Source organism: Thalassorhabdomicrobium marinisediminis (genome assembly GCF_003072065.1).
Classification (GTDB): Bacteria; Pseudomonadota; Alphaproteobacteria; order Rhodobacterales; family Rhodobacteraceae; genus Octadecabacter; species Octadecabacter marinisediminis.
This window is the reverse complement of record NZ_QCYG01000005.1, coordinates 154,029-179,179: the sequence shown is the minus strand read 5'-3', so window position 1 is coordinate 179,179 and position 25,151 is coordinate 154,029. Positions and strand designations below refer to the sequence as shown.

Sequence of the window (25,151 nt, the reverse complement as noted above, 5' to 3'; positions counted from 1 at the left end):
AACGCAAAAGGCCCGCGCAATAGCGCGGGCCTCTCGTTGTGGGCTGCCGGATGGCTCAGGCGGCTTTGGCCGCGGATCCGTCACCGAAGCGGCCGTAGAAGGACTGGCCCTTCTCGGCCATCTCGCGCAGAAGATTGGGGCAGGCGAAACGCTTGCCGAACGTCTCGGCCAACTGGTCGCAGCGCTCGGCAGCATAGGGCGCGCCAAGGATGTCGAGCCAGCTGAACGGGCCGCCGGACCACGGCGCGAAACCCCAGCCCAGAATGGCGCCAACGTCGCCTTCGCGGATGTCCGTCAGCACGCCTTCCTCGAAGGCGCGCACGGCTTCCAGCACCTGCGCGAACAGCAGACGGTGCTGCACTTCGGTCAGGTCGGGCTGTTCGTCGGCGAGGGTGTAACGCTCGCCCAGACCGGACCATAGGCCCTGCCGCTTGCCCTTTTCGTCGTAGTCGTAAAAGCCCGCGTTGGACTTGCGCCCCAGACGCCCCTCATTTGCGAGCCAGAAGATCAGCTCATCGGCGCTGTCGTCATAGGCTTCACCCAGTGCGGCCTTTGTCGCCTTGGCGATCTTTACGCCAAGGTCGATGGAGGTCTCATCGGTGAGTTGCAGCGGCCCCAGCGGCATGCCGACCAGCTTCGCCGCGTTCTCGATCATCGCGGGGGCCACACCTTCCTGCAACATCCGCACGCCTTCGTTGACGTAAGGCAGGATGCAGCGGTTGGCGTAGAAGAACCGCTCATCGTTGACGACAATCGGCGTCTTGCGGATCTGCCGCACGAAGTCGAGCGATTTGGCCACCGCGCGGTCGCCGGTTTCCTTGCCGCGGATGATCTCGACCAGCAGCATCTTATCCACGGGGCTGAAGAAGTGGATGCCGATGAACTGCTCGGGCCGCACGCTGGCTTTCGCCAACTCGGTGATCGGCAGGGTCGAGGTGTTGGTGGCGAAGATGCAATCCTCGCCCACGATGGCCTCGACCTTCTTGGTCATCTCGGCCTTGACGCCCGCGTCCTCGAACACCGCCTCAACGATCAGATCGCAGCCGGCCAAAGCCTCCAGATCGGTGGTGGCGTTGATCAGCCCCAGCACACCTGCCTTCTTCTCTTCGGTCGCTTTCTTGCGCGCGATGCCCTTGTCCATATAGGCGCTGGTGTAGGATTTGCCCTTGTCGGCGGCCTCCTGCTCGCGGTCGATCAGCACGACCTCGATCCCCGCCAGCGCCGAGACCAGCGCGATCCCCGCGCCCATCATGCCCGCGCCCAGCACGCCCACTTTCTGCACCGTCTGGTCCGGCACGTCGGGGCGGTTCGCGCCTTTTTCCAGCTTTTCCTTGTTGATGAAGATCGACCGGATCATCGCTTCGGAGCTGGGGTTCATCAGCACATGGGTGAACCAGCGCGCCTCGATCTTGATGGCCGTGTCGAAGGGCACCATCGCCCCTTCATAGACCGCCGAAAGCAACGCCTTGGCCGCCGGATAGACGCCCATGGTCTGGCCGTTCACCATGGCCGAGGCGCCCACGAAGGTCATGAAGCCAGCGGGGTGATAGGGATCGCCGCCGGGCATCTTGTAGCCCTTCTCGTCCCAGGGTTTGACGATCTTCGGCTCGGACAGGACCCATTCCTTGGCCGCCGCCAGCAGTTGATCGGGGGCCACGACCTCATCCACGACGCCTGCGGACTTCGCCTTCTTGGGGTCGTTCAGCTTTCCTTCGAGCAACAAAGGAGAGGCCGCCATCGCGCCCATCTTGCGCACCAGCCGCGTGGTGCCGCCCATGCCGGGGAAGATGCCGACCTTGATCTCGGGCAGACCGATCTTGGCCTTGGGATTGTCGGCCACGAAGATGCGGTGACAGGCCAGCGGGATTTCCAGCCCGATGCCAAGGGCCGTGCCGGGCAGGGCGGCAGCGATGGGCTTGCCACCCTTGTTCTTGTCGTCCATGCCCGCGCGCTCGATCTTGCGCAGGATGCCGTGGGACTTCATCAAGCCGTCCATCAGACCTTGCGCCGGATTGTCCCCCGCGCTGTCCTTCATCTTCGCGATGATGTTGAGGTCCATGCCCCCGGCAAAGCTGTCCTTGCCGGAAGTGATGACAATGCCCTTGACCGTGTCGTCGGCCAAAGCCTCGTCGATGCAGGCATCCAGATCGTCCCAGCCCTCAAGACTGAGCACGTTCATGGATTTTCCCTGAACGTCCCAGGTGATGATCGCGACGCCATCGGCGTCTGTTTTCATTGTAAAATCAGCCATCTGTCAGGTCCTTACACGCGTTCGATAATGGTTGCCGCACCCATGCCGGATGCGATGCACAAGGTGGCGAGGCCGACTTCCTTGTCGGAGCGCTCCATCTCGTCCAGCAGGATGCCGAGGATCATCGCCCCGGTCGCGCCCAGCGGGTGCCCCATGGCGATGGAGCCGCCGTTGACGTTGACCTTGTCGTGATCGACGCCGAAGGCCTGCATGAAGCGCAGCACGACGCTCGAGAACGCCTCGTTCACTTCGAAGAGGTCGATGTCCGAGATCGCCATGCCGCTGTCGGCAAGGATCTTTTCGGTCACGGGCACGGGCCCGGTGAGCATGATCGTCGGATCGGTGCCGATCTTCGCGGTCTGGCGGATGCGGGCGCGCGGCTTGAGGCCCAGCTTCTCGCCGAACTCCTTGGACCCGATCAACAGACCGGCCGCCCCGTCGACGATGCCGGACGAGTTGCCCGCCGTGTGGATGTGGTTGATCCGCTCCAGATGCGGGTATTTCATCAGCGCGATCTTGTCGAAACCGGGCATCACCTCGCCCATCTCCTTGAAGGCCGCCTTCAGCCCGCCCAGCGACTCCATGTCGGTCTGCGGGCGCATGTATTCGTCATGGTCCAGAATGGTCAGCCCGTTCTGGTCCTTCACTGGCACGATGGATTTGTCGAAGCGCCCTTCCTTCCAGGCCTTCGCGGCCCGTTGCTGGGATGCGACGGCGAACTGGTCGGCCTCTTCCCGGCTGAAGCCGTATTCGGTGGCGATGATGTCGGCGGAAATGCCCTGCGGCACGAAATAGGTGTTCATGGCAATCGCGGGATCAACGGCAATCGCCGCCCCGTCCGAGCCCATGGGCACCCGGCCCATCATTTCCACGCCACCTGCAATATAGCCGTCGCCCGCGCCGCCGGCGATCTGGTTGGCGGCCAGGTTCACCGCCTCCATGCCGCTGGCGCAAAAGCGGTTGATCGCCAGACCGGGAATGCTCTGGTCCAGCTCGGACAACAGCACCGCCGTGCGCGCCAGACAGCCGCCGGCCTCCTTGACCTGGGTGACGTTGCCCCAGATCACATCCTCAACCGCGTGGCCTTCAAGATTGTTGCGCGATTTCAGCGCGTTCAACATGCCGGCCGACAGCCGGGCCGAGGTCACTTCGTGCAAGGACCCGTCCTTGCGGCCCTTGCCGCGCGGGGTGCGGATCGCGTCATAGATATAAGCGTCGGTCATAGTCTCTCCTTCAGGCACGATCAGCCGGGCTGCCCGGCATCAGATCATAGGGGTGTTTCCAGTGCGGCGTGGCCGCGATGCGGTCCAGCCACGTGTCGATATTGGGATAATCCGCGCGGTCGAACCCGAAGGGTTCGGGGTAATAGAGATACCCGCAACAGGCGATGTCGGCGATCGTCAGCGCCGCGCCGGTCAGAAACGGCGTCTCGCCCAGTTGCGTCTCAAGGATTTTCAGCGCCGAAGTCAGACGCATCAGCAAGAAGGCGTTCACCTGCGCGTCGCGTTTCTCTTCTGGCAGAAAGTTGGTGTTGAACCGCAAGGGCCCCGCCACGCCGCTGACCTTGTGATTGTCAAAGAACATCCAGCGCAACACGTCCCGCCGCTCAGCCGCGGATCGCCCGCCCAACTGGCCGGTCTTGGACGAGATGTAGTCCTGAATGACGCCCGACTGGCTCAGCACCAGATCGCCGTCCTCCAGCACCGGCACCTCACCCATCACGTTGAGCGCGCGAAACGTGCGCGTGCGGGTAGCGCCGTTGAAGAAATCGACGAAGACCGGCTCCCATTCCGCCTCGGTCAGCTCGAGCGTCAGGGCCGCCTTGTAGGCGTTGCCGCTTTCTCCGAAACAATGCAATTTCATCATTTGCGCCCCCTCCCAAGGGCCGGGTCTCTGGTGCGGATCGGGTTTGAGTTTATCTGGTCAGATGAAGGGGACGCGGTGCCCCTGCTTCATCTGACCCAGGTAAACTCCCCCCGGAGGGCCGGTTTGCGCCGGGCGCCCCTCATTTCTTGCGGGCCTCCAGCTCGGAATTGAACAGCCGCAGGCGGTGGCCGAAGGTGTCCGCGTCAATGACGCTGTCGAAGTTCTCGAACAGGAACGACAGCGCCTCGCCCTCATCGAGGCCCGCTTCCTGTGCGAACTTGCGCAAACGGCGGTAGCCGTCCTCGGTCATGGCAACGGGAAAGCGGCGGGTGAGGCGAAAGCGTTTGGGCATGAAATCTCCGGTCGTGGTGGGCGGGGCGCATAAGGCCCCGCCGCAACCTTAGAAGTTCGCCGCGTCCAGCGCCATGACCGTCTCGGCCCCGCTGTTGATCCGCGCCAGATGCATCCCCGTCGCGGGCAGTTGCCGCGCCATGTAGTAGCGGCCCGTGGCGATCTTGGTCTCGAGGAAGGCGGTGTCGCTGTCGCCCGCGTCCAACGCCTCTTGCGCGGCCTTCGCCATGCGCGCCCACATCAGGCCAAGGCAGACGTGGCCCATCATGTGCATGAAGTCGTAAGACCCCGACAGCGCGTTGTTGGGGTTCTTCATGCCGTTCTGCATGAAATACATCCCCGCCGCCTGCAGGTCCTTCGACGCGGCCTTGAGCGGATCGAGGAAGTCCTTCTCGAAGGCGTCGTCGCCCTTGTTGTCGGCGATGAAGGTCTTGACCATCTCGAAGAAGGCCATGACGTGCTTGCCGCCGTCCTGTGCCAGCTTGCGGCCCACCAGATCCAGCGCCTGCACGCCGTTGGCGCCCTCGTAAATCATCGCAATGCGCGCGTCGCGGACGTATTGCGACATGCCCCATTCCTCGATGTAGCCGTGGCCGCCATAGACCTGCTGCGCGGCGGTGGCATATTCGTAGCCCTTGTCGGTCAGGAAGCCTTTGACCACCGGCGTCATCAAGGAGATCAGCCCCTCGGCCTGCGCGTCGCCGGTCTTGTGCGACCGGTCGATGAGCGAGGCGCCCCAGTAGGTGAAGGCCCGCGCGCCCTCAACGAAGCTTTTCTGATCCATCAGGTTGCGGCGGATGTCGGGGTGCACGATCAGCGGATCGGCCGGCCCCTCGGGGTTCTCCGCTCCGGTCACCGCGCGGCCCTGCAGGCGGTCTTTCGCATAGGCCACCGCGTTCTGATAGGCGATCTCGGCCTGCGCATAGCCTTGCAGGCCCACGCCCAGGCGCGCTTCGTTCATCATCGTGAACATGGCGCGCATGCCCTTGTGCTCTTCACCGATCAGGTAGCCCGTGGCCCCGTCGTAATCCATCACGCAGGTCGAGTTGCCGTGGATGCCCATCTTCTCTTCGATCTTGCCGACCGAGACCGCGTTGCGCTCACCCAGTGAGCCATCGTCGTTCACCAGAATCTTCGGCACGATGAACAGCGACACGCCCTTGATGCCGTCCGGCCCGCCGGGGATTTTCGCCAGCACGAGGTGGATGATGTTCTCGGCCAGATCATGATCGCCGGCGGAGATGAAGATTTTCTGCCCGGTGATCTTGAAGCTGCCGTCGTCCTGTGGCTCGGCTTTGGTGCGCATCAGACCCAGATCGGTGCCGCAGTGCGGCTCGGTCAGGTTCATCGTGCCCGTCCATTCGCAGGACACCATCTTTGGCAGGAATTTCTGTTTCTGTTCGTCGTTGCCGTGGATGTGGATCGCGGTATAGGCGCCGTGGGTCAGGCCCTGATACATGTTGAACGCCATGTTGGCCGACACGAACGCCTCTTGCGCGGCGGTGTGCATCACATAAGGCAGGCCCTGACCGCCATAGTCGGGGTCGCAATCCATCGCGGTCCAGCCGCCCTGCTTCATCGCCTCGAACGCCTTGTCGAAGCCGGTGGGCGTGCGCACGACGCCGTTCTCGAGCGTGCAGCCTTCGGTGTCGCCCACGACGTTCAGCGGCAAGAGCACTTCTGTCGCCACTTTGCCTGCCTCTTCCAGCACGGCGCCGGTGAAATCGCGATCCAGTTCGTCAAACCCCGGAATCTCCTGTTCCGAGACCTTCAGCAGGTTGTGAAGGATGAACTGCATGTCCTTGATCGGCGCGTGATAGATTGGCATGGTCGTGATCTTCCCTTGGTCTTTGCCCCGGCCTTAGCTGGCGGCGCGTTTTGGTTCGAGTTGTGCAAGTCGGGCCGCACCCCAGTCCATCTGGGCCTTCAGCTCGGCGATGGCGTCGTCCAGCTCGGCGCGCTGGCTTTCCATGTCGGCCAGATGCTTCTGGGCGAGGGCATAGGTCTCGCGCAGTTGCGTTTCCTGCCCGTCGTCCATGTAATAGAGGTCCAGAAGCTGGCGGATTTCCTCAAGGCTGAAGCCGAACCGCTTGCCGCGCAGGATCAGCTTGAGCCGCGCACGGTCGCGTTTGCCATACAGCCGTTTCTGGCCCTCGCGCACGGGGAACAAAAGCTCCTTGGCTTCGTAGAACCGAAGCGTCCGTGGCGTTACGTTGAAGTCTTCGCACATCTGGCGAATGGTCATGGTCTGGTCCGTCATATCGGTTCCCCTGAGAAGGCGCTTGGCCGCAGGGTTGGGATGCTGTCCCGACCCTACACTAACACTTGACGCGAACGTAAACGTAACGCCGCGTCAGACGCTGCCTTTACCGCAGGTCAGCGTCGAACTTGCCGCAGATGTGGTCATTCCTGCCGGCGGCGCAACCCCGGGCGGGGTGCTTTGGCCGTTGCGTTGCTGGTGATTTGGTAAGGGTTTCCCTACCTTCCGAAGATTTACGCTACGTTATCGGGCAGGCGGGGCGCAACGGCTGCGCCACAACCCCACGCTGCACAGGTCCGCCTGCGCACCTTTCCGCCGAGCGAGACCCGTGGATTCGGAGCATCCCCGCCGAAGCCCGCGCCTCAGGTCAGGCTTTGCGCGGTCTCGTCGCGCAGGGCGCGCAGCTCGGCGAGCGTCTCGTCCAGTTGCGCGCGCTGCTCTTCCAGCTCGACCAGCTGCTTGTCGGCCAGCTCGATCCAGGACCGCATCTGCGCCTCTGTGCCCTCATGTTCATAGATCATCAGCCACTGGCGGATGTCCTCAAGCGGGAAGCCGAACTTGCGGCCGCGCAGGATCAGCGTCATCCGGGCCAGCTCTTTGGGGCCGTAGAATCGCGACCGCCCCTCACGCTCGGGCGACAGCAGTTCGATGTATTCGTAATACCGCAAGGTGCGCGGGGTCACATCGAACTTCGCGCACATTTCCTTGAAGCTTAAACGTGGTTGAGCCATTCACGTCTCCTTGGGTTGGGCGCATCCTAACGGTGGGTTTTCCCAAGGGCAACGCATTGGCGGCAGCGGCGACGGATCAGGTCGGGGATCGGTCCTGGCGACAGGCGGGCGCCGCCGATTGCCCCTTGAATGACGGCGCGGGGCAGGGTTCAACAGGGCATGACCAATGAACGCCAGACGCGCATCGCCGCGCAATTCATCGCCGCCTTGCCCCATGCCTCGGCCCTGGGGATGGAAGTGACCGAGATCGGCAACGGTCACGCCACGATCACCATGCCCTATGACGCGCGGTTGGTGGGCGATCCGGCCACCGGCGTGATCCACGGCGGCGCGGTCTCGGCCTTGCTGGACACCTGCGGCGGGGCGGCGGTGATGGTGCATGACAGCCTGCCGCTGGGCACCGCGACGCTGGATCTGCGGATCGACTACATGCGCTCGGCCACCCCGGGCGACACGATCACCGCGCGGGCGGAATGCTATCACGTGACCCGCTCAGTCGCTTTCGTGCGGGCCACGGCGATGGATGCGGACCCCGACAACCCCGTGGCCACCGCCACCGGCGCCTTCACCATCCAGACCGCCGAAAGCGGCCCGAAAGGAAGCGTGGTATGAGCCGGAAACCCGAACCTGTTCAAGTCGTCAAACAACGGCGCGACGCGGCGCTGCAATCGCTGCTGCAGGGCGTGCCCTATATCCAATACATGGGCTTTCGCTTTGACCGGCGCGGGGATGAGCTCACCGGAATCATGCCGTTCCAGGAGATGTTGATCGGCAACCCGATGCTGCCGGCGCTCCACGGCGGCGCGACCTCGGCCTTTCTCGAGACGACGGCCATCGTCGAGCTGAGCTGGATGCTCATGTGGACGCGTATGGAAGCGGGCGAGGATGTGACCAACCAGCGGCTGCCCAAGACGATCGACTTCACTGTGGATTACCTGCGCTCGGGCCTGCCGCGGGATGCCTATGCGCGGGCGCGGATCAACCGTTCGGGCCGGCGCTATGCCAGCGTGCACGTGGAGGCGTGGCAGGACAACCGCAGTCGCCTGTTCGCGCAGGCCACGGGGCATTTCCTGATGCCACAGCCGCCGGACGCGCCGCCCGATGGCTGACGCGGTGGCCGGACCGGGGCCGCTGACCCACCGCCGCATCCTCAACATCGCGGTGCCGGTGGTGCTGGCCAATATCACCGTGCCGATCCTGGGTCTCGTGGACACCGGCGTGGTCGGCCAGATGGGCGAGGCCGCGCCCATCGGTGCCGTGGGCATCGGCGCGCTGATCCTGACCGCGCTTTATTGGGTGTTCGGCTTTTTGCGCATGGGCACCACCGGTTTTGCCGCGCAAGCCATTGGCGGGGGGGACGGGGCCGAGACGGCGGCGATCCTGATCCGCGCTTTGGCCATCGCGGCGCTCGCGGGGGTGTCGATCATCGCCCTGCAATGGCCGCTTTTCGCTGCGGGCTTCCGGTTGTCGCCCGCCAGCGCCGAGGTGGAAACGCTCGCCCGCAGCTATATGTCGATCCGCGTCTGGTCCGCGCCCTTCCTGATTGCCACCTATGCGATCACCGGATGGCTGGTCGCCGCGGAACGCACCCGCGCGATCCTTGTGATGCAACTGACGATGAACGGCATCAACATCGCGCTGGATCTGGTTTTCGTGCTGGGCTGGGGCTGGGGCGTGCAGGGGGTGGCGGTGGCCACGGTCATCGCCGAGGTCTCGGGCTGCGTGCTGGGCCTGTGGTTCTGCCGCGCTGCCTTCGAAGCCGCGCCGTGGCGCGACCGCGCACGGCTGCTGGACCCGGCGAAGCTCAAACGCTTCGCCAGCGTCAACACCGACATCCTGATCCGCTCGCTGCTGTTGCAATCCATCTTCATGTCGTTTTTGTTCTTCGCCGCCCGCTACGGCGACACACGGCTGGCGGCGACGCATATCCTGATGCAGTTCCTCACCGTCACGGCCTATGCGATGGACGGCTTCGCCTTCGCCGCCGAAAGCCTTGTGGGCCAAGCGCTGGGCGCGCGCCGCCGCGCCGCCTTCCGCCGCGCGGCGCTGCTCGTCTCGGGTTGGTGCTTTGCCACCGGCGTGGCGCTGGCGCTGGCCTTTGCGCTGTTCGGGGGCACGATCATCGACTGGATGACCACCGCGCCCGACGTCCGCGTCACCGCCCGCGACTATCTGATCTTCATGGCGCTCACGCCGCTGATCTCGGCCGCGCCCTTCATGATGGACGGCATCTTCATCGGGGCCACCCGTACCCGCGACATGCGCAACATGATGGCGCTGTCCACCGCGATCTATTTCACCGCCGCCCTGACGCTGATGCCGCTGGCGGGCAGCCACGGCCTTTGGCTGGCGCTGCTCATCAGCTTTGCGGCACGCGGCGCGACGCTGGCGTGGAAATACCCCGCCCTGGAACGCTCCATCGACGCCTGACTGCCTCCATCTTTGCTTCTCAAATATCCCGGGGGAGTCCGCAGGACGGGGGCAGCGCCCCCTTACACGATCTGCAACACCCGCTCCGGCGGGCGACCGATCACCGCCTTGCCCCCGTGCAGCAGAATGGGCCGCTCGATCAGGATCGGATGCGCCGCCATGGCGGCGATCAACTCGGCCTCGGAGGCGGTGCCAAGGCCCAGCTCGCGATAGAGATTTTCACCTTTGCGCATCATCTCGTCCGCCGTCATCCCAAGCGCATTTCGCACAGCGACGATCTCGTCCGCGCTGGGCGGCGTCTCGAGATAGCGCCGCACGGCGGGCGCGTGCCCTGCGTCTTGCAGCAGTTTGAGCGCCGCGCGGGATTTCGAGCAGCGCGGATTGTGCCAAAGGGTCATCTGCGTGGGCATCATAGCCAGTCTCCTGTTCCGGTCCCCACGGCGTCCGCGACAGTGGCAAAGCCGTCGCGGGCCAGCAAGTCGTCAAGGCCCAAAGCAATCTCGCGCGCGAGGCTCAGGCCGCCATAAACCAGCGCGGTGTAGAGTTGCACGGCGCTGGCCCCCGCGCGGATCTTGGCATAGGCCTGCTCCGCCGAACCGACGCCGCCGACACCGATCAGCGGCACCGGGGTGAGCGTTGAGAGTTTCGCCAGAACCCGCGTGGATTTCTCGAACAGGGGCTGGCCGGACAGACCGCCGCCCTCGGCCCTGTGGGCGCTGGTCAGCCCGTCGCGCGATAGCGTGGTGTTGGTGGCGACGATGGCCGCGACGCCCGAGGCATTCGCCACCTCGGCCACCTCGGCCAGATCGTTGTCGGTAAGGTCCGGCGCGATTTTCAGGAACACCGGAATGCGCGCGGTATTCGCCTCCATCACGCCCGACAGCAGCGCGGCCAGCGCGTCCTTACCTTGCAAATCGCGCAGCTTTTCGGTGTTGGGCGAGGAGACGTTGACCGTGGCGAAATCCACATGCGCCCCGCAGCGGCCCAGCACCTTGGCGAAATCTGCCGCGCGGTCGAGGCTGGTTTTGTTCGCGCCGAGGTTCAGCCCCACGACGCGCCCGGCGGGGCGGGCGGCGAGCCGTCGCGCAATCGCCTCCATCCCGTCGTTGTTGAAACCGAAGCGGTTGATTGCGGCGCGGTCTTCGGTCAGCCGGAACAGGCGCGGGCGCGGGTTGCCGTCCTGCGGCAGTGGCGTCGCGGCGCCCACTTCGAGGAAGCCGAAGGCGCTGCGGTGCAGGGCGCTCAAGGCCTCGGCGTTCTTGTCAAAGCCCGCCGCCAGCCCCACCGGGTTGGGCAGGTCCAAACCCGCAATCGTGCAGCGCAGGCGGTCCGAGGTCACCGGCCCCCGCCGCGGCCCGAGCCCCGCGCGCAAGGCTTTCAGTGCCAGCCCGTGCGCCAGTTCCGGGTCCAGCCGCCGCAGCCCGCGCAGGCCAAGGATCTCCAGCGCCTTCACGACAGGTCCAGCACGTGGCGGCCGTCGCGCAGTGGCATGGGCCGCGCCCGGACTACTTCGGAGCGGAGCAGGGGACGGTTGTAGATGTGGGGGAACTCGGCGCCGCCGCGCGAGACTTCCCACCGCAGATCGTCGCCGTAGGTGCCGCTGTCCAGCGCCACCAGCATCAGCCCCGCTTGTCCCGCGAAGTGCTTGTCCGCCGTCTCTTGTGCCTGTTGGGCCGTCGAGGTGTGGATGTAGCCATCGGCCAGATCGATGGGCGCACCGTCGAAGCGGCCGGTGTCCTCAAGCGTCGCCCATTGGTTGGACGTTAGAATTTTGTAAATCATCATGTGAAACTCGTGCCGTGGCGGGCCGCGAAGGTCAAGCGGGACAAACGGGGCGAACGTATGCGAGCGGGATTTGGTTTAGGATCTGTGGCGCTGGTGCTGGCGATGTCTGGCACGGGGGCGGAGGCGCAGGCGGGGCTTGACGTCGCGCTGTGCCGGATGATCCCCGATCCGCTGGCGCGGCTGGCCTGTTACGATGCTACGGCCACGCGCCCGCAGGCCCCTGCGTTGGAGCCGGTGACCAAGGCGACGGGCAAATGGCAGTTCGCCGAAGGGGTCGACCCCGAGACCCGCGATCCGCGCAAGGCGCTGTTGTTGCCAGCCGACAGCGGCGGGTTCCGCGCGCCCAACCTGTTTGTGCGCTGCACCTTGCCTGCGGGGAAACCGCCTGTCCTGACGGTCTGGATCGCTTGGCACGCGCATCTGGGGCAGAACACCATGGTCACCACGCAGTTCGACGGCGCCACGGCCACGGCGCAGGCCTGGGTCGGGGCGGAGCGGCAGACCGCGACCTTTGCCCAACGTCCGCGCCTGTGGCTGGACCGTTTGCGCGGGGCCAATCGCCTGATGGCACGGATCACACCGGCGCAGGCGCAGCCCATCGCGGCGCACTTCGACCTGCGCGGGCTGGAGGCAGCGTTGCAGCCCATGGCGCGGGACTGCGGGCTGGAGTGAAAGTCGCGCCGGGGCAGGCTGTCGCCACGTCACGCGGGCGGGCGCGGCAAAGCTTTGACTCTTGTCGCGACCTGACCCAAGCTGCGGCCAGTCAAAACCAAAAAACCAATGGGGAGCCTTATGCTTACAAGACTTTTGACAAGCACGACCGCGTTTACGATGATCGCGGGGATGGCGGCGGCGGATTATTCGCTGACCATTCTGCACACCAACGATTTCCACGCCCGATTCGAGCCGATCAGCAAATACGACAGCGGCTGCTCGGCCGAAGACAACGAGGCGGGCGAGTGCTTTGGCGGTTCGGCCCGTCTGGTCACCGCCGTAAACGAGGCGCGGGCGCGGTCCAACAACTCGATCCTTGTGGATGGCGGCGACCAGTTTCAGGGCACGCTGTTCTACACCTATTACAAGGGCAAGCTGGCCGCCGAGTTCATGAACCTGATGGGCTATGACGCGATGACCGTGGGCAACCACGAATTCGACGACGGCCCCGAGGTGCTGCGCGGCTTCGTCGATGCGCTGGACTTCCCGATCCTGATGTCGAACGCCGACATTTCCGGTGAGCCGCTGCTGGCCGATGCGATCCAGAAGTCCACGGTCATCGAACAGGGCGGCGAGAAGATCGGCCTGATCGGTCTGACGCCGCAGAACACCGATGAGCTGGCCAGCCCCGGCCCCAATGTGATCTTCACCGACCCGTCCGACGCGGTGCAGGCCGAGGTTGACAAGCTGGAAGCGGAAGGCGTGAACAAGATCATCGTGCTCAGCCACTCGGGCTACAACGTCGACCAGCAGGTGGCTGAGAACACCACCGGCGTCGATGTCATCGTGGGCGGCCACACCAACACGTTGCTGGGCGATCACGAGGACGCGGTCGGCCCTTATCCGACGATGGTGGGCGACACGGCGATCGTGCAGGCCTATGCCTATGGCAAGTTTCTGGGTGAGCTGAACGTGACCTTCGACGATGAAGGCGTGATCACCGAAGCCTCGGGCGCGCCGATCATCATCGACGGCTCGGTGGTCGAGGATCAGGCCGCCAAGGACCGTGTGGCCGAAGCCGCCGTGCCGCTGGACGAGATCCGCAATGAGGTCGTGGCCGAGACCGCAGGCCCGCTGACCGGCGACCGGACCGTGTGCCGGGCCGAGGAATGCGACATGGGCAACCTGATCGCCGATGCCATGCTGGCGCGGGTCAAGGATCAGGGGATCGACGTGGCGCTGATGAACTCGGGCGGGATCCGCGCCGACATCGACGCCGGCGAAGTGACCATGGGCGAAGTGCTCACCGTGCTGCCGTTCCAGAACACGCTGTCGACCTTTCAGGTCTCGGGCGAGACGTTGAAAGAGGCGTTGGAGAACGCCGCCAGCCAGCATGAAGAGGGCGCGGGCCGCTTCTTGCAAGTCTCTGGCATGACCTACGCTGTTGACTTGAGCCAAGAGCCGGGCAGCCGGATTTCCGATGTGATGATCGGGGGCGAGGCGCTGGACCCCGCCAAGACCTATGGCGTGGCGTCCAACAACTTCGTGCGCAACGGCGGGGACGGGTTTGCGATGTTCCGCGACGCCGAGAACGCCTATGACTTCGGCCCCGACGTGGCCGATGTGGTGGCGGAGTATCTGGCCGAGCAGGGCAGCTATGAGCCCTATACCGATGGTCGCATCACCGTAAAATAAGGCGGTTTCACACGCTTTTGGCCCCGTCGCGCGCAGGTGCGGCGGGGTTTCTTTTTGCGCTGTCGGATTTGAGTTTATTGGGTCAGATGAAGAGAAGAGAAGGTTGTCGGGGTGGGGTGGCCGTGACGGGCGTCACTCCGTCAGGGTCGATTGCGCGGTGACCCGCCCCTGCACCCGATCTGCCCTGTGCGGGCGGGGGTGGTCTGAGGGGCCGGCTGTCCCGGATGTCCATGGCGCGGGCGCTGCGGCCCACGGGTTAACCACGACGCAATCTGCCGCTTGCCGGTTAAGGCGGGCTTAGGGGACCGCGCGCGGGGTGTTGCGCGGCGGGGGCTGCGCGCGGTAGGCTGCGCCATGGCCCATCCACTGGAAGACCTGATCGACGCCCGCATCCGTGCCGCCCAGGCGGAGGGCGCCTTTGACGATCTGCCCGGGCAGGGCAAGCCGCTGGCGCCCGAGGCGGACCCGGAGAATGCTTTGCTCAACCGCTTGCTGCGCGAAAGCGGTGCGGTGCCGGAGTTCGTGAGCCTGAGCCGCGCGCTGGAGCGGCTGCGGGCGGAGCTGCGCGAGACCGGGGACCGCACGCGGCGGGCGGATATCCTGAAAGAGATGTCGATGATGGATGCGCGGATCGAGCTCGCCCGCAATGCCCATCGGCGCTAGGCGCGGGCTCGGCGGGTTCGGCCTGCAAAGTTTTGAAAGGGTTACACAATGTGCGGACGGATGGTTCTGACGATGCCCCATGATGCGGTGGCGAAGCTGTTTGGCGCCACCCCGGCGAACGATCTGCCCGAGGTGCCCAATTACAACGTCTGCCCCACGGTGCAGGTGCCCGCGGTCACGGCGCAGGACGGCGGGCGGCGCTATGGGCCCATGCGCTGGGGCTTCATCCCCCATTGGTACAAGACACCCGGTGACGGCCCCTTGCTGATCAATGCGCGGGCCGAGACCGTGGCGGAGAAGCCCGCCTTTCGCGCCGCGGCCCGCGCGCGGCGCTGCATCATCCCGGTGAGCGGGTTTTATGAATGGGAGCGCCATGAGGATGGCGCGAAGCTGCCGTGGTTCGTCCAGCGCCGCGACCGGGCGGTGATGGCGATGGCGGCGATCTGGCAGGACTGGGGGGACATCGGGCCGACGACGGCGGTCGTCACCACCACGGCCAATGACGCAATGGGGCGCATCCACCACCGGATTCCGGTGATCCTTGAGCCCGAGAATTGGGGCAAGTGGTTGGGCGAGGAGGGGACCGGTGCGGCGCGGCTGATGCAAGCCACGCTGGACGAGACGCTGGAGTTCCATCGCGTCGACACGGCGGTCAATTCGAATCGCGCGCGCGGGGCCGAGCTGATCGTGCCGATCGACGCCTGAGGGCCGCGCGCCTGCATCTATGTCACTGTCAGGAAAGTCTGGAGCGGGCGGCGGGAATCGAACCCGCGTCATTAGCTTGGAAGGCTAAGGTCTTACCACTACACAACGCCCGCTGTGTGCCTCGCTTCCTACGGCAAGCGCCGCGCCCCGTCAACAGAACCCGCGCGCCCGAAAGGGGGATTTCTGCCTCCTTTGCGGTCGCGTGGGGGGGCTGCGCGCCGGAACAATCGCAAGCGGCGTTTGTTGGGGTAATGAAGGAGGACCCATCATGGCCAAATTTTCCAAAGGCGACCACGTGAGCTGGAATTCCGAAGCGGGCCGGGTGAGCGGCACCATCACGAAAATCCATACCTCGGATTTCGATTACAAGGGCCACACCCGACGCGCGTCGAAGGAGGAGCCGCAATACGAGATCGAAAGCGACAAGACCGACCATATCGCGGCCCACAAGGAAGACGCGCTGACCAAGCTCAAGTCATGAGCTACCGGTTCCATTCCATCGGCCATTCCACCCGCGACGTTGAGACCGTGATCGAGATGTTGCGGATGGCGCGGGTGGAAGTGCTGGTCGACGTGCGCTCGTTCCCCAAGTCGCGGCGCTTTCCGGCGTTCAATGACAACCAATTCCCCCAAACGCTGGCCGAGTACCAGATCGGCTATCGGCATATGCCGGCGCTGGGCGGGCGGCGGTCGAAACAGCCTCAGGTCGATGACGATGTGAACGCCTTCTGGCGGGTGCGCAGTTTCCACAACTATGCCGATTACGCCATGGGCGAGGCGTTCCAGAGTGCCTTTGACGATCTTGTATCCTTGGGACGAGAGAAGGTCGTGGCGATGATGTGTTCGGAAGCGGTCTGGTGGCGCTGTCACCGGCGGATCATCACCGATTATTTGCTGCTGCGGGGCTATCCTGTGGGGCATATCATGTCCGAGACGAAGATCACCGAAGCCACGCCGACCGAGGGCGCGGAGCTGCGCGCCGATGGCATGGTAATCTATCCGCCCGAGGACAGTGACGCGGCCTGAGGCGTGGCGTCAGCCACCCACAGTCGCCAGCACCCATTGCGAGAAATCGACCATCACCGCGTCCGAGGCCTGATCGAAAGCAGCGATCAGGGCGGGGGTTTCGGTGCTGGCCGCCGGTGCAGTGGCGGTGAAGGTGCGGGTGCTGACCACGCGGGCATCCGCTTCGCGCACGAGGCGTGAGGTCATGCGCAGACGCACCGTTGCCTCGGGGCCTGTGGGTGAGGGTTCGGCGTGGAAATCCACCAGTTCCGTCAGCAGCGCATAATCCCCGCGCCCCGAGAGCGGGCGGCGGCCGACGTAGCGGAAGCCATCCGTGCCCTCAAGACTGCGCAGCAGAAGGGTTTGCAGCATCAGCGGCGCCTCATCCCCCCAGCGCACGTTGGGCAGGTATTGCGCCTGCAGCGGATCGGGGCGGATCAGGATGCGGTCGGTTTCCAGCACGCCGCTGGTGGTGGGCACCTCGACGATAATGTCGTGCGCGGCGGTGCGGCGCGCGGTGGGCAGCGTGTCGGGTGCGCGCAGCTCATAGACGCCGAGCGGTGTGCTCACGTCATTGAGCGCGCCGAGCGCCGAGCATCCAGCCAGCAACGGCAGGGTGGCGGCAAGGCCAAGACGGCGGAGCAGGGCGGGCAGGGGCATGGGCGATCTCATCTTTGGTATTCGGGGGTTTGCCGGTCGAGGAAGAAGCGGGCCGGATCCCGTTGGATCTGTGCTGTAAGCCGGTCGAGGTTGCGGATCAATGCCCGCGCTTCGTCAGCCAGCCGCGTGAAAAGCGGCAAGCCGTCCTCGGTGAAAGTGGTGATCGACGGGCCGGCGGCGCCCACGACACGGTTCAACCCGTCGAAGGCCTGCTGCGCCGAGGTGCTGGCGCTGCGCAGGCCTTGGGAGATTTCGGGGATGTCGTCGGAGACCTGAGCGATGGCAGCGTTGAGCGAAGAGATGCTGGTTTCCAACCCGGTGATCAGCCCGTCGATGTCTTCGTTGATCACCCGATCCGCACCGGAGAAAGCGCGTTCGGCGGCGGCAAGGGCCACGTCGCCGGTGGCCACGGCGGAGTCGATGGCATCCAGCGTGATGTTGGCGTTCTTGAAGGTGGCGGTGATCTGGCTGAGCGTCGCCGCCGCCGAGAGGCTAAGCCCGTCGATGCGACCGCTGGCGTTGCTGAGGTCTTCGCCCACCTGGGTGATCACGCGGGACGCGGTGGCGGTGGCGGTGCGAATATCCTCGACGATGGTCGGCAGATCGGTTTGGGCAACCTCGCTGATGGAGGCGATGGCGCTGGTGGCGTCGGCCACGGCGGCGCGGGTCTCGGACAGAAGCGGCGCGCCTTCGGTTTCCAGAAGCCGGTCGAAGCGGGCGGCGGCGCCGTCGATGGTCGTCGCGGTTTCGGACACGCGGGCCAGCACGTCTTCAACGGCGGTCAGGGTCGCCTCGGCCTCGGTCAGGCGGGCGGTGGCGGCGGTGCCGGTGGCATCAAACGTCTCGATCAGCCCGCGGGCATCTGTGGCGACCGTGTTGATCGTGGTTTGCAGGTCCGCCACGGTGGTGCGCAGGCTTTCCGTCGTGGCGCTCAGGTCGTCCTTGATGAAACTTTCCGTCGCCGCGATGGTGCCTTGTGCCTGTTCCAGCGTCTCGGTGCCGGTGATCAGCAGCGTTTCGGCCTCATACGAGAGCGCCCCGAAGGACGCGATGGAGGTTTCGGAGGTTTGCAGCAGCCCTTCGAGGTCATCGGAGAGGCTATCCAGCGTGTCGTTGAAGTTGCCGATCTCGGTGGCGAAGGCAGAGACCGAACCGGCGACGTTGGAGAAATCCTCAAGCGCGGTGGCAAAGGTGGCCGAGGCATCCTCGACGTTGCGCAGGATGCGTTCGATGCGGCCCTGGTTGCTGCCCAGCACCTCGCCCAGATCGCGCGCGATCTGCAAGGTTTCCTCGATCAGGGCGGGGGCGTCTTCCGACAGGGACTGGATGATCGAGCGGCCGGCCTCGATCTCGGGCACGGGCATCTCCTCGGTCGGCTCAAGCAGCGCGGCCTCGGGCGTGCCGGGGCCGATCTGGACGAAGGACACGCCCGTGACGCCCTGCGCTTCGATGGTGGCGACGCTGTCGGTGCGCACGGGCGTGGCGGAATCAACCTCGACCCGCACAAGGATCGTGCCGTCGCGCACGGGGGCCAGCCGCACATCGACCACCTGTCCCACGGGCAGGCCGCTGAAGCGCACGTCCGACGCTTCGCTCAGGCCCGACACGGAGGTGAAGCGCACGTCGTAATAGTCGAATTGCCGGTCCAGTTCGATCCGCGCGAACCACAGCAGCATGGCGACGATGCCCACGGCACCGGCCAGCGTGAAGGCCCCGATCAGGATGTAGTTGGCTTTGGTTTCCATAAGGCGCGTCAGGTCCCTTGCGGTTTGGTCGTGGTGTCATTGGTCGTCAAAGCGGCGCGCGCCCGTGGCCCGTGGAAATAGTCATGCACCCAAGGGTGATCAACGTCGAGCATGTCCTGCATCGTGCCCGTGACCAGCACGCGCCGTTCCGCCAGAACCGCGATCCGGTCGCAGACAGCGTGCAGTGTATCAAGGTCGTGGGTCACGAGAAAGACGGTGAGGTCAAGGTCGCGGCTGAGCCCGCGGATCAGCATGTCGAAGTCGGTCGCACCGATGGGGTCGAGGCCTGCGGTCGGCTCATCCAGAAAGACGATCTGCGGATCGAGCGCCAGCGCTCGGGCGAGGCCCGCGCGTTTGCGCATGCCACCGGACAGCTCCGAGGGGTATTTGTCGCCCGCCAGATAGGGCAGGCCCACCATGGAGATTTTCAGATCCGCCAGTTTGCGCCGCAGCTTGCCGTCCAGCCCGTGGACCATGCGCAAAGGCACTTCGACATTCTCGCGCACGGTGAGCGAGGAGAACAGCGCGCCGTCTTGAAACATCACGCCGGTCTGCGCGGCGATGGCGTTGTGCGCGTCCTCATCCGCGCGACCCATGTCGGTGCCCAGCACGGTGATCTCGCCCGCTGCGGGGGTGATCAATCCAGCGATAGAGCGCAAGAGCACGGATTTGCCGGTGCCCGAGCCGCCCACCACGCCCAAAATCTCGCCACGGTAGATGTCGAGGTCGAGGCCGTCATGGACGACCTGCGTGCCGAACTGGTTGCGCAGCCCGCGCACGGAGATCACGACGTCGCGTTTCTGGGCGGTGTCGGTCATGGTCACATCCCGATCTGCGCAAAGAAGATGGAGAAGGCCGCATCGGCGACGATCACCGCGAAGATGGCGCGCACCACGGCGGAGGAGGTCATGCGGCCCAGCGATTCCGCGTTGCCCCGCACCTGCATGCCCGCGTGACAGCCGATCAGCCCGATGATCAGCGCGAAGACCGGCGCTTTCACCAGCCCGATGATCACGTGGTTGATGTCGGTCCCGTTGACCAGCCGCGTGATGAACATCGCGGGCGAGATGCCCAGATCGATCCACGCCATAAGCCCGCCGCCCAGAAGGCCCATCACGTTCGCCACTAGGCCCAGAATGGGCAGGGTGATGACAAGGGCCAGAATGCGCGGCACGAACAGCACTGTTGCCGGATCAAGGCCAAGGCCGCGCATGGCGTCGATCTCTTCGTGCATTTTCATCGAACCGATGGCGGCGGTGTAGGACGAGGCGGTGCGCCCCGCGACGATGATCGAGGTGAGCAGGATGCCAAGCTCGCGCAGGATGGAGATGGCGATCAGGTCGACGACGAAGACTTCGGCCCCGAATTGCCGCAGCTGGGTCGAGCCCTGAAAGGCCAGCACCACGCCGATTAGAAAGGCCATGAGGGCGACGATGGGCACCGCGCCAAGCCCCACCGCGCCTGCGTGATGCACCAGCGAAGTGAAGCGGAATTCCGACGGGTGGCGCAGGGTCCGCGCGAGGCGGGCGAGGAACAGGCCGAGAAAGCCCAACAGGGCGAGGATGAATTTCACCCCGCCGGCGATGACCTCCCCCACGCGGGCGAGGGCGTCTGTGAAGGTGAACGGGGTCTTCGGCTCCGTCGTCGGGCTGGGCAGGCTTCGGGCGACGGTGTCGAGCAGGCTTTGGTGACCTGCGCGCAGACCGGTGAACGTGACCTCTTGCCCCGCCTGTTCCCGCCGGTCGCGGAAGGACACGAGCACGAAGGCCGCTGCGGTGTCGAGCCTGCCCACCTCTGTCAGGTCAAGCTCAACCGCGCCGCTGTCGGGCTGCTGGTCCAGCTTGGCCGCCAAGGCGCGGGCGTTCGCAACGGTTTGGGGGCCGCGCAGGCGGAGGCAAAGGCCGCTGCCCGTCGTCTCAAGGTCCATCAAGGGCGCGGCGCGATCGTTCATCGCCGCGACCATAGGCGGTTGGCGCGGGGGCGAACAGGGGGCGCGACCCAGAAATTGCGCCAAACCGATGCGCGCTGCCTCGGTCGGGCCACCGTGGCCGGCGGCCCATGCGGGTCAGTCGATGCGCGCGCCGGTTTCGGGGTCGAAGAAATGCAGGTTTTCGGGCAGCACGCGGAAGGCGATCCGCTCACCCGCGGTGGCGTGATGGACGCCGGGCAGGCTGATGGTGAAGGCCTCGGACCCGTCGCCGATGCGCCCGTGCAACAGCGTGTTGGCGCCCAGCGGCTCGCCCATCTGCACGGTGAGGCTCAGCGGCCCCTCGGGATCGGCAATCGCGTGCTCGGGGCGCAGGCCCACGGTGACCTTGCCGGTGGCGGTGGTGGGGGCTGGCATCGTCGCCCCGCCGAGATGCAACACGCCGTCCTGCATGGTGGCATCCAGCACATTCATCGAGGGGCTGCCGATGAACTGGGCGGCGAACAGCGTCTGCGGGCGCTCGTACACCTCAAGCGGGGTGCCGATCTGCTCGGCGCGGCCGGCGTTCATGACGATCATCCGGTCGGCCATGGTCATCGCTTCGACCTGATCGTGGGTCACGTAAAGCGCGGTGATGCCAAGGCGGTTTTGCAGGTCGCGGATTTCCAGCCGCATCTGCACCCGCAGCTTCGCGTCGAGGTTCGACAGCGGCTCATCAAACAGGAACACCTTGGGTTCGCGCACGATGGCGCGGCCCATGGCGACGCGCTGGCGCTGGCCGCCGGACAATTCGCGGGGGCGGCGGTCGAGATAGGGTTCAAGCTGCAAAAGGGCTGCGGCCTCATCGACCTTGGCGGCGATCTCGGACTTGGGCAGACCCGCGATCTTGAGGCCATAGCCCATGTTCTGGCGCACGGACATATGCGGATAAAGCGCGTAGTTCTGGAACACCATGGCGATGTCGCGGGCCATCGGCTCACGCTCGTTCACGCGCTCCCCGTCGATGCGAACCTCGCCCTCGGACACGGATTCCAGCCCAGCGACCATGCGCAACAGGGTGGATTTACCGCAGCCCGAGGGGCCGACGATGACGATGAATTCGCCGTCTTCGATGGCAGTGCTGACGCCGTGGATGACCTGCGTGCCGCCGAAGCGTTTCTTGATGTTGTCGAGTTCTACAGTTGCCATAGGGCCCTACTTTTCGCTGTCCACGAGGCCGCGGATAAAGAGTTTTTGCATGGAGATGACGACGATCACCGGCGGGATCATCGCAAGGATCGAGGTCGCCATGATCGTCGGCCAGTGGGCGAAGTCGTCGCCCGAGGGGAACATCTGCTTGAGGCCCATGACGATCGTGTTCATTTCCGGGTCGGTGGTGATCAGCAGCGGCCAGAGATACTGGTTCCAGCCGTAGATGAACAGGATCACGAAAAGGGCGGCGACGTTGGTGCGGCTCATGGGGACAAGGATGTCCCAGAAAAAGCGCATGGGCCCCGCCCCGTCGACGCGGGCGGCTTCGGCCAGCTCATCGGGGATGGTCATGAAGAACTGCCGGAACAGGAAGGTGGCCGTGGCGCTGGCGATCAGCGGGAAGATCAGCCCCGAATAGCTGTTGAGCATGCCGAAGCCTGCGACGACCTCATAGGTGGGGACGATCCGCACTTCGACGGGCAGCATCAGCGTCAGGAAGATGAGCCAGAAGAAGATCGTCTTGCCGGGGAAGCGGAAATAGACAATCGCGAAGGCCGACAGCAGCGAGATGATGATCTTGCCCACGGCGATGCCGATTGCCATGATCAGGCTGTTCATCAGCATCGTTGCCACGGGCACGTTCACGCCAGAGAACAGGGCGTTCTTGTAGTTGATGAAGAACTGGTCGCCGGGCCAGACGGGCATGGGCGGGCGGATGATCTCGGACTGGGTGACGGTCGAGGCGACGAAGGCCAGCCAGATCGGAAAGAACACGATCAGCACGCCAAGGATCATCACCGCATGGCTCAGCCACAGGCTGCGGCCGCGTTTTTCGACCATGCCGGGGGCAGGTTCGCGCCCGGATTTCAGCGGCGGAGCGGCGGCGACAAGGGGATCACGGGCGGTCAATAGTGCACCCTCCGTTCGACGAATTTGAATTGCACGATGGTCAGCAGCCCGACCACCACCAGCAAGATTACCGACTGCGCGGCGGAGGAGCCGAGGTCCTGCCCCACGAAACCGTCGGCGAAGACCTTATAGACAAGGATCGTGGTGGATTGCTGCGGCCCGCCCGCGGTGATCGTGTGGATCACGCCGAAGGTCTCGAAGAAGGCATAGACGACGTTGACGACCAGCAGAAAGAAGGTCGTGGGCGACAGCAGCGGCAGCACGATGGTCCAGAAGCGACGCCAGAAATGCGCCCCGTCGATGGCCGCAGCCTCGATCACGGATTTCGGCACCGCCTGCAGCGCGGCGAAGAAGAACAGGAAGTTGTAGCTGATGCGCCCCCAGGCGGAGGCGACGACGACAAGGCCCATCGCCTCGCTTCCGTTGAGGACGTGGTTCCAGTCATAGCCCAGAAGCCCCAGATACCACGACACCACGCCCACGCGGGTGTTGAACATGAAGAGCCACAGCACGCCGGCCACGGCGGGGGCCACGGCATAGGGCCAGACCAGCAACGTGCGATAGACGCTTGCGCCCTTGATCAGCCGGTCGGCCACGACCGCCAGAAACAGCGCCGGAATCATCGAAGCCAGCGTCACAAGCGTCGAGAAGACGGCGGTGGTCAGGAAGGACGCCCGGTAATAGGGGTCGCCCAGCAGATATTCGAAGTTGCCAAGGCCCACGTATTGCATGGACAGGCCGAAGGGATCGGGGATGAACAGCGATTGCCAGATGGCCTGACCCGCCGGATAGAAGAAGAAGACGGCCGAGATCAGCACCTGCGGCGCGATCAGCAGCAGCGGCAGCAGCCAGCCCTTGAATGTGACCCGTTTTTCCATCTGTCCCCCGGAAATGACGACAGGCGGCCCGACCCGAGCCGCCTGTCATTAGGTTTGCTTAGTTTGCGCGCTCGAACCGGCGCAGCAGCTGGTTGCCACGCTCGACCGCGTTATCAAGGGCCGCTTGCGCGTCCTTGTCGCCGGACCAGACGGCCTCAAGCTCTTCGTCGATGATGCCGCGGATCTGGTCATAAGAGCCCAGACGAACACCTTTGGAGTTCGCCGTCGGCTCGTTCTGGGTCATCTGCGTCACCGCGGTTTCGGTGCCGGGATTCTCGTCATAGAAGCCGGATTCGCGCGTGGCGTCGGCGGCGGCGTTGGTGATCGGCAGATAGCCGGTGTCCTGATGCCACTGGGCCTGCACCGGGGTCGAGGACAGGTAGGCCATGAATTCGGCCACGCCTTCGTAATCCTCTTCCTCGTGACCTTCCATCACCCAAAGCGATGCCCCGCCGATGATGGTATTCTGCGGCGCGTTGCCGACACCTTCCCAATAGGGCAGGGGCCGCACGTCAAAGTCGAACTCGGCCTCGGCCTGAATGCCCGCGTAACCGGCAGAGCTTTCGGTGAAGAGCGCGCATTCGCCGCCGCGGAAGTTGGCGCCACCTTCATTGCGGCGACCGGCGTAGAAGAACTTGCCGTCCTGAGCCCATTCGCCCAGCTGCGCGATATGCGCGACCTGTGCTTCGCCGTTGAAGACCAGCTCGGTGTCGGTGCCGCCAAAGCCGTTGTCCTTGGTGGCGAAAGGCACGTCGTGATAGGCCGACAGGTTCTCAAGGTGGATCCAGCTTTGCCATGCGGTGGTCAGCGGGCAATCGACGCCTGCATCCTTGAGCTGGTCCAGCACGTCCCCGACTTTCTGCCATGTGGTCAGATCCACGTCGGGGTCGATGCCGGCCTCTTCCAGCATGTCGCGGTTCACCCAGAGCACGGGGGTGGAGGAGTTGAAGGGCAGCGACAGCATCTCGCCTTCGGTGTTGGTGTAGTAGCCCTTGACCGCGCCGATATAGGAGTCCGCGTCGAACTCGGCGCCCGAGGCGTTCATCACCTCGCCCACGGGGCGCACGGCGCCCTCGGCGGACATCATCGTGGCGGTGCCCACTTCGAACACCATCAGGATGTGCGGCTGCTCACCGGCGCGGAAGGCGGCGATGCCGGCGTTCAGCGTCTCGGAGTAGTTGCCCTTGTAGGCGGCGTTGACGGCGTAGTCGTCCTGGCTGGCGTTGAAATCTTCAACCTGGGCGGCGACAAGCTCGCCCAGACGGCCGGTGAAGGCATGCCAGAATTCAATCTCGGTCTGTGCATAGGACGCGAGCGGCGTGAGCAGCGTCGATCCCGCGATCACTGCTCCAGTGGCTAGATTTCTCATAATATTCTCCCAGTTCAGGCCGGCGTGCTGCCAGCAGACACCGGGACGATATCGTGCAAAAACCGACGCGCAAGTT

27 protein-coding genes and 1 tRNA gene are annotated in these 25,151 nt (G+C 65.0%); 9 read left to right on the top strand and 19 right to left on the bottom strand.

Annotation, left to right across the window (positions count from 1 at the left end):
* Positions 1–55: 55 nt before the first annotated feature.
* From DC363_RS09040 to DC363_RS09010, 7 genes are all read right to left on the bottom strand, one after another.
* Positions 56–2,251, bottom strand: coding sequence for a 3-hydroxyacyl-CoA dehydrogenase NAD-binding domain-containing protein (locus DC363_RS09040; RefSeq protein WP_108640823.1), 2,196 nt, complete (start codon positions 2,249–2,251; stop codon positions 56–58).
* 11 nt (positions 2,252–2,262) lie between these two features.
* Positions 2,263–3,474 carry an acetyl-CoA C-acetyltransferase gene (locus tag DC363_RS09035; protein ID WP_108640822.1) on the bottom strand — a complete coding sequence of 404 codons (1,212 nt, stop codon included), beginning with the start codon at positions 3,472–3,474 and terminating at the stop codon, positions 2,263–2,265.
* Between the two features lie 10 nt (positions 3,475–3,484).
* Positions 3,485–4,117 (bottom strand): glutathione S-transferase family protein, encoded by a 633-nt coding sequence (locus DC363_RS09030; RefSeq protein ID WP_108640821.1) that lies wholly within the window; start codon positions 4,115–4,117, stop codon positions 3,485–3,487.
* 139 nt (positions 4,118–4,256) lie between these two features.
* Positions 4,257–4,469: a hypothetical protein gene (locus tag DC363_RS09025; protein WP_108640820.1), complete on the bottom strand. Its 213-nt coding sequence runs from the start codon at positions 4,467–4,469 to the stop codon at positions 4,257–4,259.
* A gap of 48 nt (positions 4,470–4,517) precedes the next feature.
* Positions 4,518–6,296: an acyl-CoA dehydrogenase C-terminal domain-containing protein gene (locus DC363_RS09020; RefSeq protein ID WP_108640819.1), complete on the bottom strand. Its 1,779-nt coding sequence runs from the start codon at positions 6,294–6,296 to the stop codon at positions 4,518–4,520.
* Between the two features lie 33 nt (positions 6,297–6,329).
* Entirely contained in the window at positions 6,330–6,728 is a 399-nt protein-coding gene (locus tag DC363_RS09015; RefSeq protein ID WP_108640818.1) for a MerR family transcriptional regulator, read from the bottom strand.
* A 362-nt stretch (positions 6,729–7,090) separates the two neighbouring features.
* Positions 7,091–7,459, bottom strand: coding sequence for a MerR family transcriptional regulator (locus DC363_RS09010; protein ID WP_108640817.1), 369 nt, complete (start codon positions 7,457–7,459; stop codon positions 7,091–7,093).
* A 159-nt stretch (positions 7,460–7,618) separates the two neighbouring features.
* Between DC363_RS09010 and DC363_RS09005 the strand changes: the two genes are divergently transcribed.
* The 3 genes from DC363_RS09005 to DC363_RS08995 are packed head-to-tail and all read left to right on the top strand — an operon-like array spanning position 7,619 to position 9,889.
* Positions 7,619–8,071: a PaaI family thioesterase gene (locus DC363_RS09005; RefSeq protein WP_108640816.1), complete on the top strand. Its 453-nt coding sequence runs from the start codon at positions 7,619–7,621 to the stop codon at positions 8,069–8,071.
* Positions 8,068–8,568 carry a PaaI family thioesterase gene (locus DC363_RS09000; RefSeq protein ID WP_108640815.1) on the top strand — a complete coding sequence of 167 codons (501 nt, stop codon included), beginning with the start codon at positions 8,068–8,070 and terminating at the stop codon, positions 8,566–8,568. Before DC363_RS09005 ends, DC363_RS09000 begins: the two co-directional genes overlap by 4 nt.
* A complete protein-coding gene (locus DC363_RS08995) occupies positions 8,561–9,889 on the top strand; it encodes an MATE family efflux transporter (protein WP_108640814.1) in 1,329 nt (442 codons plus the stop codon). The genes DC363_RS09000 and DC363_RS08995 overlap by 8 nt, the downstream gene beginning before the upstream one ends.
* Positions 9,890–9,951: 62 nt before the next feature.
* Here DC363_RS08995 and arsC read toward each other — a convergent pair whose 3' ends face one another.
* The 3 genes from arsC to DC363_RS08980 are packed head-to-tail and all read right to left on the bottom strand — an operon-like array spanning position 9,952 to position 11,674.
* Positions 9,952–10,302 (bottom strand): arsenate reductase (glutaredoxin), encoded by a 351-nt coding sequence (gene arsC / locus DC363_RS08990; protein WP_108640813.1) that lies wholly within the window; start codon positions 10,300–10,302, stop codon positions 9,952–9,954.
* On the bottom strand, positions 10,299–11,342 hold the full coding sequence (locus DC363_RS08985; protein ID WP_108640812.1) for a quinone-dependent dihydroorotate dehydrogenase: 1,044 nt from the start codon (positions 11,340–11,342) through the stop codon (positions 10,299–10,301). Before DC363_RS08985 ends, arsC begins: the two co-directional genes overlap by 4 nt.
* On the bottom strand, positions 11,339–11,674 hold the full coding sequence (locus DC363_RS08980; protein ID WP_108640811.1) for a DUF952 domain-containing protein: 336 nt from the start codon (positions 11,672–11,674) through the stop codon (positions 11,339–11,341). The genes DC363_RS08985 and DC363_RS08980 overlap by 4 nt, the downstream gene beginning before the upstream one ends.
* A gap of 57 nt (positions 11,675–11,731) precedes the next feature.
* On the opposite strand from DC363_RS08980, the gene DC363_RS08975 reads away from it, so the two are divergent.
* From DC363_RS08975 to DC363_RS08960, 4 genes are all read left to right on the top strand, one after another.
* Positions 11,732–12,346 (top strand): type VI secretion system-associated protein TagO, encoded by a 615-nt coding sequence (locus DC363_RS08975; RefSeq protein WP_146180773.1) that lies wholly within the window; start codon positions 11,732–11,734, stop codon positions 12,344–12,346.
* Between the two features lie 120 nt (positions 12,347–12,466).
* Positions 12,467–14,023 carry a bifunctional metallophosphatase/5'-nucleotidase gene (locus tag DC363_RS08970; RefSeq protein ID WP_108640809.1) on the top strand — a complete coding sequence of 519 codons (1,557 nt, stop codon included), beginning with the start codon at positions 12,467–12,469 and terminating at the stop codon, positions 14,021–14,023.
* A 354-nt stretch (positions 14,024–14,377) separates the two neighbouring features.
* On the top strand, positions 14,378–14,686 hold the full coding sequence (locus DC363_RS08965) for a DnaJ family domain-containing protein (protein WP_108640808.1): 309 nt from the start codon (positions 14,378–14,380) through the stop codon (positions 14,684–14,686).
* A gap of 48 nt (positions 14,687–14,734) precedes the next feature.
* Positions 14,735–15,391, top strand: coding sequence for an SOS response-associated peptidase (locus DC363_RS08960; protein WP_108640807.1), 657 nt, complete (start codon positions 14,735–14,737; stop codon positions 15,389–15,391).
* Between the two features lie 39 nt (positions 15,392–15,430).
* On the opposite strand, the gene DC363_RS08955 is transcribed toward DC363_RS08960, so the two are convergent.
* Positions 15,431–15,504: transfer RNA gene (locus DC363_RS08955), tRNA-Gly, on the bottom strand.
* 155 nt (positions 15,505–15,659) lie between these two features.
* On the opposite strand from DC363_RS08955, the gene DC363_RS08950 reads away from it, so the two are divergent.
* Together DC363_RS08950 and DC363_RS08945 are read left to right on the top strand one after the other, a co-directional pair.
* Positions 15,660–15,872, top strand: a complete 213-nt coding sequence (locus tag DC363_RS08950) for a hypervirulence associated TUDOR domain-containing protein (protein WP_108640806.1) — start codon at positions 15,660–15,662, stop codon at positions 15,870–15,872.
* Positions 15,869–16,417, top strand: a complete 549-nt coding sequence (locus tag DC363_RS08945) for a DUF488 domain-containing protein (protein WP_108640805.1) — start codon at positions 15,869–15,871, stop codon at positions 16,415–16,417. The genes DC363_RS08950 and DC363_RS08945 overlap by 4 nt, the downstream gene beginning before the upstream one ends.
* Before the next feature lie 9 nt (positions 16,418–16,426).
* On the opposite strand, the gene DC363_RS08940 is transcribed toward DC363_RS08945, so the two are convergent.
* The 8 genes from DC363_RS08940 to ugpB all read right to left on the bottom strand — a co-directional run bounded on the left by DC363_RS08940 (position 16,427) and on the right by ugpB (position 25,075).
* Entirely contained in the window at positions 16,427–17,056 is a 630-nt protein-coding gene (locus DC363_RS08940) for an ABC-type transport auxiliary lipoprotein family protein (protein ID WP_108640804.1), read from the bottom strand.
* An 8-nt stretch (positions 17,057–17,064) separates the two neighbouring features.
* Positions 17,065–18,801: an MCE family protein gene (locus tag DC363_RS08935; protein ID WP_108640803.1), complete on the bottom strand. Its 1,737-nt coding sequence runs from the start codon at positions 18,799–18,801 to the stop codon at positions 17,065–17,067.
* Between the two features lie 8 nt (positions 18,802–18,809).
* Positions 18,810–19,619, bottom strand: a complete 810-nt coding sequence (locus tag DC363_RS08930) for an ABC transporter ATP-binding protein (RefSeq protein ID WP_108640802.1) — start codon at positions 19,617–19,619, stop codon at positions 18,810–18,812.
* A 2-nt stretch (positions 19,620–19,621) separates the two neighbouring features.
* Positions 19,622–20,752 carry an ABC transporter permease gene (locus DC363_RS08925; protein ID WP_108640955.1) on the bottom strand — a complete coding sequence of 377 codons (1,131 nt, stop codon included), beginning with the start codon at positions 20,750–20,752 and terminating at the stop codon, positions 19,622–19,624.
* Between the two features lie 114 nt (positions 20,753–20,866).
* Positions 20,867–21,916 carry a sn-glycerol-3-phosphate import ATP-binding protein UgpC gene (locus DC363_RS08920; RefSeq protein WP_108640801.1) on the bottom strand — a complete coding sequence of 350 codons (1,050 nt, stop codon included), beginning with the start codon at positions 21,914–21,916 and terminating at the stop codon, positions 20,867–20,869.
* A 6-nt stretch (positions 21,917–21,922) separates the two neighbouring features.
* Positions 21,923–22,759 carry a sn-glycerol-3-phosphate ABC transporter permease UgpE gene (gene ugpE, locus DC363_RS08915; RefSeq protein ID WP_108640954.1) on the bottom strand — a complete coding sequence of 279 codons (837 nt, stop codon included), beginning with the start codon at positions 22,757–22,759 and terminating at the stop codon, positions 21,923–21,925.
* A gap of 65 nt (positions 22,760–22,824) precedes the next feature.
* Positions 22,825–23,706 carry a sn-glycerol-3-phosphate ABC transporter permease UgpA gene (gene ugpA, locus DC363_RS08910; protein ID WP_108640800.1) on the bottom strand — a complete coding sequence of 294 codons (882 nt, stop codon included), beginning with the start codon at positions 23,704–23,706 and terminating at the stop codon, positions 22,825–22,827.
* Positions 23,707–23,764: 58 nt separating this feature from the next.
* Positions 23,765–25,075, bottom strand: coding sequence for a sn-glycerol-3-phosphate ABC transporter substrate-binding protein UgpB (ugpB, locus tag DC363_RS08905; protein WP_108640799.1), 1,311 nt, complete (start codon positions 25,073–25,075; stop codon positions 23,765–23,767).
* Positions 25,076–25,151 lie beyond the last annotated feature (76 nt).